The 8,007-nt window shown below is 53.1% G+C and carries 11 protein-coding genes; 2 read left to right on the forward strand and 9 right to left on the reverse strand.

What is annotated here, in order from left to right; translation table 11 throughout:
- The first annotated feature begins 124 nt into the window (after positions 1 to 124).
- On the forward strand, positions 125 to 937 hold the full coding sequence (istB, locus tag QJQ48_RS27095; protein WP_346294346.1) for an IS21-like element helper ATPase IstB: 813 nt from the start codon (positions 125 to 127) through the stop codon (positions 935 to 937).
- Between the two features lie 160 nt (positions 938 to 1,097).
- On the opposite strand, the gene QJQ48_RS27100 is transcribed toward istB, so the two are convergent.
- The 9 genes from QJQ48_RS27100 to QJQ48_RS27140 form a co-directional block, all read right to left on the reverse strand.
- Positions 1,098 to 1,310: a hypothetical protein gene (locus QJQ48_RS27100; RefSeq protein ID WP_346294347.1), complete on the reverse strand. Its 213-nt coding sequence runs from the start codon at positions 1,308 to 1,310 to the stop codon at positions 1,098 to 1,100.
- Positions 1,311 to 1,973, reverse strand: coding sequence for a hypothetical protein (locus QJQ48_RS27105; protein ID WP_346294348.1), 663 nt, complete (start codon positions 1,971 to 1,973; stop codon positions 1,311 to 1,313).
- Positions 1,974 to 2,015: 42 nt separating this feature from the next.
- The gene (locus QJQ48_RS27110; protein ID WP_346294349.1) at positions 2,016 to 2,624 is read right to left on the reverse strand and encodes a hypothetical protein; all 609 of its coding nucleotides are present in this window, start codon (positions 2,622 to 2,624) and stop codon (positions 2,016 to 2,018) included.
- A 50-nt stretch (positions 2,625 to 2,674) separates the two neighbouring features.
- Positions 2,675 to 2,956 (reverse strand): GIY-YIG nuclease family protein, encoded by a 282-nt coding sequence (locus QJQ48_RS27115; RefSeq protein WP_346294350.1) that lies wholly within the window; start codon positions 2,954 to 2,956, stop codon positions 2,675 to 2,677.
- Positions 2,953 to 3,126, reverse strand: a complete 174-nt coding sequence (locus QJQ48_RS27120; RefSeq protein WP_346294351.1) for a hypothetical protein — start codon at positions 3,124 to 3,126, stop codon at positions 2,953 to 2,955. Before QJQ48_RS27120 ends, QJQ48_RS27115 begins: the two co-directional genes overlap by 4 nt.
- A gap of 148 nt (positions 3,127 to 3,274) precedes the next feature.
- Positions 3,275 to 5,884, reverse strand: a complete 2,610-nt coding sequence (locus QJQ48_RS27125) for a hypothetical protein (RefSeq protein WP_346294352.1) — start codon at positions 5,882 to 5,884, stop codon at positions 3,275 to 3,277.
- A 57-nt stretch (positions 5,885 to 5,941) separates the two neighbouring features.
- Positions 5,942 to 6,571: a hypothetical protein gene (locus tag QJQ48_RS27130; protein ID WP_346294353.1), complete on the reverse strand. Its 630-nt coding sequence runs from the start codon at positions 6,569 to 6,571 to the stop codon at positions 5,942 to 5,944.
- A complete protein-coding gene (locus QJQ48_RS27135) occupies positions 6,546 to 6,770 on the reverse strand; it encodes a hypothetical protein (RefSeq protein ID WP_346294354.1) in 225 nt (74 codons plus the stop codon). Before QJQ48_RS27135 ends, QJQ48_RS27130 begins: the two co-directional genes overlap by 26 nt.
- A 72-nt stretch (positions 6,771 to 6,842) precedes the next feature.
- Positions 6,843 to 7,619, reverse strand: coding sequence for a hypothetical protein (locus tag QJQ48_RS27140; protein WP_346294355.1), 777 nt, complete (start codon positions 7,617 to 7,619; stop codon positions 6,843 to 6,845).
- 182 nt (positions 7,620 to 7,801) lie between these two features.
- Between QJQ48_RS27140 and QJQ48_RS27145 the strand changes: the two genes are divergently transcribed.
- On the forward strand, positions 7,802 to 8,007 hold a 206-nt coding region (locus tag QJQ48_RS27145; RefSeq protein WP_346294356.1), incomplete at its 3' end, for a hypothetical protein.

Genomic DNA, 8,007 nt, shown 5'->3' on the forward strand with positions numbered 1-8,007 from the left:
GAGTATCTGGCGGCCCAACTTGCTACTGGCACCTTGACCTTAGTGGCTTTACAGAAACACTTCCAGCTTCTGAAGGAAACGACGTTGCCTGCCGTGCAGGTGCAACAACATGACTTGAAAGACTATGACCAACTCCTCCAGCCAGACGCCAGCAGTGAGTCCCTACCAAAGTCTCAGCCTCCACCTCAAACGCCTGCGCCTCTCCCACATGCTCCAGCATTGGGAAACCCTCGAACATCAGGCCATGCAAGAACAGTGGTCTTACGCTCAATTCTTGCTAGCACTTTGCGAATTGGAGGTGGACCGACGCTGGAGTATGCGCCTCAAACGCGCCCTGCAAGAGGCCCAACTGCCCGCCGCAAAAACGGTTTCCAACTTTGACTGGGACCATGTCCCTAAGCTCAATCCCGCTCCTTTGATGCAACTGGCCACGGATACCGGTTGGTTAGAGCGCGCCGAAAACTGTTTAATCTTCGGGCCTTCCGGTGTTGGGAAGACCCATTTGGCGGCAGCCCTGGCACGGTCTATCGTCGAACTCGGCAAACGGGCTAAGTTCTTCACCGCCACCGCTCTGGTGCAGCAGTTGCAGCAGGCGAAGTTGCAGTTGGAATTGCCCACTTTGCTCCACAAGCTCGACCGCTTTGACTTACTCGTCATTGATGACCTCGGCTACGTCAAAAAGTCAGAGGCCGAAACCTCAGTCCTATTTGAGCTGATTGCCCATCGCTACGAACGGCGTAGTGTTCTCATCACGGCCAATCAGCCCTTCAGTCAATGGGACACCATCTTTGCCGATGACATGATGACCGTCGCGGCAGTAGATCGCCTGGTGCATCATGCCTTGATTATCGAAATCCACACTGAGAGCTATCGCAAACGCGCTGCGGCGACTCGCTCGGCTCACTCAACTGAGCCAAATACCGCAAATCGAGATTAACCGCATTAGCGATCATAGTTGTCATTTTGATCATAGTTGTCGCGACAAGGGAGTCTTGCAATTGCCGATCGCGCTCGCAGATTTGCAAACTCGCCTATCTAGCTGTCGCGTCACGCTAAACCCTTGACATTTGATAGAAGGTACTCGAAGGTATCCGAAGTTATTCAAAGGCTAGCAGCGGCAGAGCAATCTGACCTACTTCATTCGCCAGTTCTGTTTCCTCTGGCGAGGAAAAGCTGATATATCCGGCATCCCAAAGCACCACAGCAACCCGGTCGCGGGGCGGATTGCGGCAGCAGCGGAAGTCTACCACCACACCGAAGCGCTGACTCGGCCAGCCCTTCAAAAACACGACGCGATCGCCTACCTCCATCTATATTTCAGCTTCTGGCTCAGCGGATGAATCTGGAATCTCGCTAAAGGAATCAGCCGCTTGCGTACTGAAGGCTTGTACTTTTGCGACCAGTGCCCATAGCTCACTATTCTTCTGCTGCTGAAGCAGATTAAGCAGGTCGGTTTCTATCCGATAGCGCTGATGCGTTCGCTCTAACTCTTCAAGCTGACTCTTTAGACCCGCAACAGCCTGGGCCAACTCGCTATTGGACTGAATTCTCGCTTGTAGCTCTTGTTCAATCGCTTGCTGCGCCTGCTGGAATAGATGCATTGCTTGCTGAGTCAGAGCGGGCCAATTTACAGGATTGGAAATAGAGCAGGGTTTAAGCGTAAACCTTTCACTTGAGCAGCTTTCAGCAATACCCATAATAAGCTGCATATAATCATTACCTGACTCGATTTCGCCATCGAGCTGCCTCAATAATGGCGCAATCCTTGAGTCGCTAAAAACATGGCCTTCAGCCTTGCACACCTCTGGCAAAGGCAATAGGGCAGTCCCGTTAAGATTAGCTGACAGGCTTTTAGCAATTGCAGCAATAATAGCTACCCGATCCTTCAAAGCCATCGCTCGCCATCTAGAACCGAATAAAGTTTCTAGCTGCTGTACCGCTGGTGTCGGCAGAAAATCAGAGATAGGATCCATAAGTCGTTCCTGAAGAATTTTCTAGGGAATGAAGTGAGAGGTTTAGAAAGAAGTAGCTTCAAGCAAGGCATCGTCGGCGAGATCGCTCTCTAGCGGGCTAGCGCTTTCCAGGCGCGAGCGATGAAGGGCAACCTCAAACATCTCAGCCTTCATCTCGGCGGCGGTGGCACGCTCTAGATATTCAGGGCAAAGCTGTTCGTACTGCGCGACAAACTCCTGGCTTTTGGTGAGAGCCGCCAGCAACTCGCTGCTGTGCTCTTGGAGCTGCTGGCTGTGCCCCTGCTGTTCAACCAATCGAGTTTGAAGCTCTATCAGCTCCTGTTCTAGCTGATAGAGCTGTCCCCGCAGATTTTCCTTTCCCTTTTCAGCTAGGACAGTTTGCTTAGCGGCTTCATCACGGTCTCTTTCAGCACTAGCCACTCTTTCATTCGCTGTAGTGCTTAGCTGCTCTTGCTCAGCAGACAGCTTCCTCAGCCGTCCTCGAACACTGAGCGATAGGGTAACGGTGCCAGCGGTGTAGCTACCTGTTACCAGCGTTGCTAAAGCTCCTAGCTTTTTACTGACAGGAATGAGGCATAAGCTTAGTGATAGGGCTAAAACTGAGCTGCCCGTGACGATGGTAGCGGCGGTTAGTTGACGTTGACGTTGCATAATTGGATTACTCCTTTGATTTTGGGGTAACCCCGGACTGCTTTGGTCGGTTAGGCCGGGGTTTTTGACTTTTGTGCTTGGCAAATTGGGCAGAGCCTCGGACTATTTTTGCGATTCTTGAGCCTTCGCTCCAGGGAGCGATCGCCTGCCCAGGTGCGCGCCAGGGTGAAACCAATCCCTCTGGCTTTCGCCACCTGGCAGAGCTTAGAACCTTCTCCAGCCTGGTGATGAGCTATGCGAGATTCGATATCACTAGACCATCCCAGGTAGTGCCGGGTGGTATGGAGAGAGCTAATGGGCTGCTCAAAGTGCAGTAGATAGCAGCCTGTCATAGAAGCTCTCTCACCTTTTGCGAGAGAGCTGGCAGCGTTCTGATTTCTTTGGCAATCGCTCTAGCGCCATGAGTTGAACAAAGCGCCTCAAGCACATCTCGCAGATCGTACTCTTTCAGCGTTTGCAGAGCATCGCGGTGAAGTTTTGCTGGAGCATTAGCAGTAGGCATCATGACCTCTCAATACTGGGGTGGACACAGGAGACGGATTGACCTGGACGCCTAGACTTTTTGAGTGATTTACCTCGACATCCGAGACATCTGCCTCATTTTGCGAGACGATTTTCAAGTAAAACTGAGTGAAAACGGCTGTTTTTGTTTAGCCACGGCGAGCCGGGGCGTCTAGCTGCACAGGGACACGTCCGCAGCTTGAGCAGACATAACGCAGCCGACCATCGGCATACTCCCCCTTGCGGCGAAACCTGTCGTGGCCGCAGTGGACGCATTGAGTTTCAGGCGGAGTCCCCCCGTCTAGCAGGCCCAAAGACATCTGGTTCGCTTTAGGCGCTGTCACCTCAGCCCCCTCTGGGAACTCGACTCCCTCTAGCTGGCCGACATAGCTGCTGTAGGCCGGAAGCTGGATGAAGAACGGTTCGGCTTCTCTGGGGCTGACTACCAGCGCTATCCGGTAGGCATCGGGAGAAACGACTTTGCTGGTGGGGTCAGTCGGGTACGCTGACTTGCCCTCTGCCTCGTTCAGCTCCACGCAGAGCTGATTGAGCGCGTCTAAGCGCTCCTCAAAAGCTTTCATCTGATTGCCCTTGAGATGCTTATTGATCCACACCTTCGCCGCTGTCGCCGTAAAGACCTGAGTGGCGTTCTCAAAGTCTTCTGCCATCAGTTTGGTAGCGTTGCCGGTCTTGCGGTTGGACTGAGAACCACCGCTGACACCAGAGACATTCGCCCCTTGCCCCGCCGTCAAAAAGCCCATGCGCGTGTGGTCTGAGAGCTGGTAGAAGTCTTTCATCACTAGGCCCAGATCTGGGTAGTCGCGGGCGATCGCGTTGATTTCATCGACCATCACCGTGATGAACGGCTTGTTGGCGGTTCCGGGCAGGTCGTTGCGGCGGCGCTGGAACTCGGCGTGCGCTTCCCCTAGCCATGAGATTGCGGCCTCGATGCCGTCGCTCCCCGGCGGCACTACCCCTGGCACATGGAACCAGTCTTTGGGACTGCCGGGTATTGGGTTGATTAGCCAGAGCTGACCTTTCTGGAGCTGGGCGATCGCGCAGGCGATCAGCTCTAGCAGTGGCGACTTGCCGCCAGTCGAGCCTGCTACTACCCGGACGCGCGGGACGAACTTACGTGCCACAACCTCCTCAAACTCTGCCGCACTGTAGCAGTCCAGCTCCGTGAAGCGCCCGGCTACCAGTTCAGCGCCCACGGCTTCTGCTTTGGCCGCTGCTGAATTTGACGCGGAGCGCTTTTTACTCTTAGCTGAGCGGGACTGGCTCTCGCCAGGGGTAGAAAGCGTCACCTCTAGCAGGAAGTTGCGAGGGTCTAGCTCAAAGTCCTCGGAGCTGAGCCGATGCTGAGAGACACCCCAGGCTCCCACTTCATCACAGATTTTGTCTATCTCTGAATCAGTCAGCTTGGTGGTGCCGGCATTGCGATCTACTTTGAAGCGCAGCCGGAAGCCACCAGGAATCTTGATGCTCTCGACGGCATCTAGAATCACGCTATGGGCAGCAAAGTGCTCAATTAGACGGTTGCCTGCCTTGTCGATGGACGTTTCACCAGGAAACTGACGCGGGGCTTGCAGCACTTCAATCAAAGCTTCAGCGTCCACAATGCGCTGCTGCAAACTGGCTAGTTCCTGCTTGAAGCTGTCCTCAATCACGTTGAAGCCGACTTCAACCTGAGAAGACCGCTCGACCCACTGGGACGCTTCCGAGACGTAATCATCGCGTAGTTGCTCAAACTCAGCATAGATAGATTGCTTCTCGCCTTCGTGAGTAGTGCCGAGTTCTAAGTCTCGGATGCCCGACCAGAGCTTGCAGTAGCTCAGCGTCATCTCCTCTAGCAGGGTCAGGAAAAAGCTATAGGCATCGTCATGGCAATCGCACTCTTCACTCATAGCGTTGACGCGATCTCTAAGGCCCGCGTCATAGGCCACCAGAGACTCCCGGTAGTGCGTCCACCGCTTTTTCTCTGTCTCGTCCAGCTCGACTGGCTTGCCCGCATACTCTAAATCTGATACTGGACGATTCGGGTCGAAGCGATCGCAGATGGCAATGAGTCCCTGAAATAAAGGGTTCCAAACGTCGAGGATCTGAACCTCAATCGCGTCCAGATGGACGACTAAATCATGCCGCTTTTCGGTTAAGGCCAACTGAGCCTGCTCTAAAGCTTCCTGGGTCTGAGCTAGACGCTGCGAGAGCGTCTTGACCTGCTCTCGTCGCTGCCCTAGCTCTGTCTGGTTAGCGCTGTCTCTAGCAGCGAGATCAGCCACTTGCACTTGCAAACGGCTCAGTTGTCCTGTCAGCTGGCTAGCTTCGGTCTGTAGAACCTTCATCCGCTCTTGGCGATCGCCTGCTTGGCTTTGAGTCTCTGTTAGCGTTTGCATCAGCTCTCTCTGTGATGCCTGCAAAGCATCACGGTCACGGCTCAGCCTGTCGATTTGGCTCTGGCTTTCCTGAGCTGTAGTTGCCAGCCGATGCTCCCAATCATTGTTGCTCTGCACCAACAGCGTTATCGCGGTCTGAGTGGCGCGTTCGCGGCTAGACTTCAGAGCGGCAAAGGACAGTCCCGTCGTTCCAAAGCCCGCGATCGCCATGCCCGGATTCTGAAACAGAATGCCGCTAAGCAATGAAATCGATAGGGACGTGCCACTGGTCAGCCATACCAGCGTAGACAGGTAGCCAAACCTAGAATGCACCTTCTGGTGGCGCTGTTTCTCTTCTTTACTGCGTTCCCGTTGCGTTTTCATGAGGATGCTCCCTCGAAATGAAGTAGTGAGGGACGCCAGCTGGCGTCCCGTCTCGTTCTAGGCCGATAGCTCTAAGGACTGAGCCTTCATCAAGGCTTGCTGGGCTTGAGCCTTGAGTCCCTGGATTTCGTTGCGCACTTTGACAAGCTCGATGTCCGTCCGCTCTTGCAGCAGTCCTGTCTTAACCTGCTCACCAGACAACTTGATGTTGGCTTGCTCATTGCGCTGAACGGCAGTCGCAAACTTAAGCCGCTCGGTGCTCAGGTCTACAACGGCAGTGGCAGCACTCACCTGTTTGCGCTGCGTTGTCAGCGTCTCTTTCAACGCCGTAAAGCCATCTCCCAAAGCTTTCTGGTAGCTCGTGTGCGTCTTCATCACCGCTGAGATGAAGTTGTAGCCTGTCTCAGCGACCTGCTGCGCCGCTATCATCTGGTGATAGTCTTCAATCCGCCGATCCGCTTCTGAGCGCTCCATCCGAGGTGCAGAAGAAGTCCCTGGATCGTAGATATCAGACGGAATCAGGCTATTGGGCTCATGGGCCGGAATGTTGTAAGGCAATTCAATCGAATCACTAAAATTACCTATTTGGGACGGTGTACTAGGAGTCAAACCACCTCCGGAGACATGGGGAGTCTTAGCAGTAGAGCGACGAGTACGTTTCTTAGTCAAAGGATTCTTTTCGGCCATTAATTTTTCTCCTGATGATATGCAGGGCTAATTCGACTTTTGCTCGCTGAACACGGATGACCGCTAGACGGGTTTGCTGGACGGCGATCTGGACGGCGATCTCTTCGATGCCGCTATCGATAGCGGCCTGCTCAGTCCGCTCAACAGCTTCCTTGAACGCTAGATGGCGGTAGATCAAAGCTTCGACAAGGTGGCTCATGGCGTGGCTCTTGTAAAGAATGTGCTGAGGTAAACAGCCACAAAACAAACGCTGAGGCGATCGCTAAAACAGCTACGCTGACTGCGCCTGTGGGTTTTCTTCGCCTTGAGGCTTTCCCGGCACCTGCCCTGTCTGAATTCTGTATTGAGTTTCCCGACGAGTGTTCTCGAACTCTTCTTCCAGTTCGATTGCTAAGGTTGCAGCCTCAAGACGGGCCTGTCGGAGTAGGCGTTGTCGTCTCAGGTCGTTAGCACGACTCCATTGGTCTTGGCCTTGATTCAGACGATGCAAGCCACTTTGCATCCGTTGCAGCAACGCCAGTTCTTGAGCCTCTATAGCTTCCAGTTCAGATTTTTGCTCACTAAGAGCCTCTAGATAACTCTCTCCGCTTGGAACCAGCGAACTTGCAGCAGTGCGATCTACCGGGTAAAGCTCCTTACCAGAGCCAGCTTCTAAGGGAACGACTTCTGTAACACTGAGTGGAACCTTTTCCTGAGCATGAAACAAATCAGAATTTTGAGCATGAACTGAGGCGACCCAATCCTCGGCAGACATACTCTCAGCAGCTTGGCGAAACTCAGCTATGAGTTGCTGGCAATAGGGGGTGTAGCGAGTCTTGGCAGAGCTGCCAGTTTTCAGATCTGCCTCATTAATCCACGGATAAGCCTGGCGGATGATTTTGAACCACCCTTGGATGGTCCGAGAAGACACGCCAAACTCATCAGCCAGATCACTTGCTGATGTTGACTTCGCTCGAACTTCGCTCGCAGCTTCGAGGGCAACTTCGGGGACTTGCGCAGGCTCCTGCGCCAGAGACTCAAATCCAGTATTTTGAGTAGTTTCAATCATTTTCGATTTCCTTTCGTGGCGTTTCGCTCGAAGGTCGCTTGACCTCCTTGCGAATTAGAATAGCGCATTTATCACCATTTATCACCATAATGCGCAAAAAATGTTTTTATCGCCTTTTTGAGTTATGTAGGTACAGGTGGCGGATAAAGTGGAATATGGCTCTAAGCGAGTAAACTTGGAGCATGGCTAAACAAGACAGAATCAATGTTGATCTTCGAGAGTTACGAACTCCGATCAACTCTCATAGAGACGATCCAGCATGGCAAGCATTATCCATGTCAAAAAAAATTCGTCTGTTGATTGAAATGGGCCTCGAGAAACCTGGCTGTTTGCCAGGGGAATCTGACTCCTCGAAATCAGAAATATCGGATTCAGAGATGTCTGAGCT

It is taken from the genome of Sphaerothrix gracilis Ecp01 (assembly GCF_030405905.1).
Classification (GTDB): domain Bacteria; phylum Cyanobacteriota; class Cyanobacteriia; order Phormidesmidales; family Phormidesmidaceae; genus Sphaerothrix; species Sphaerothrix gracilis.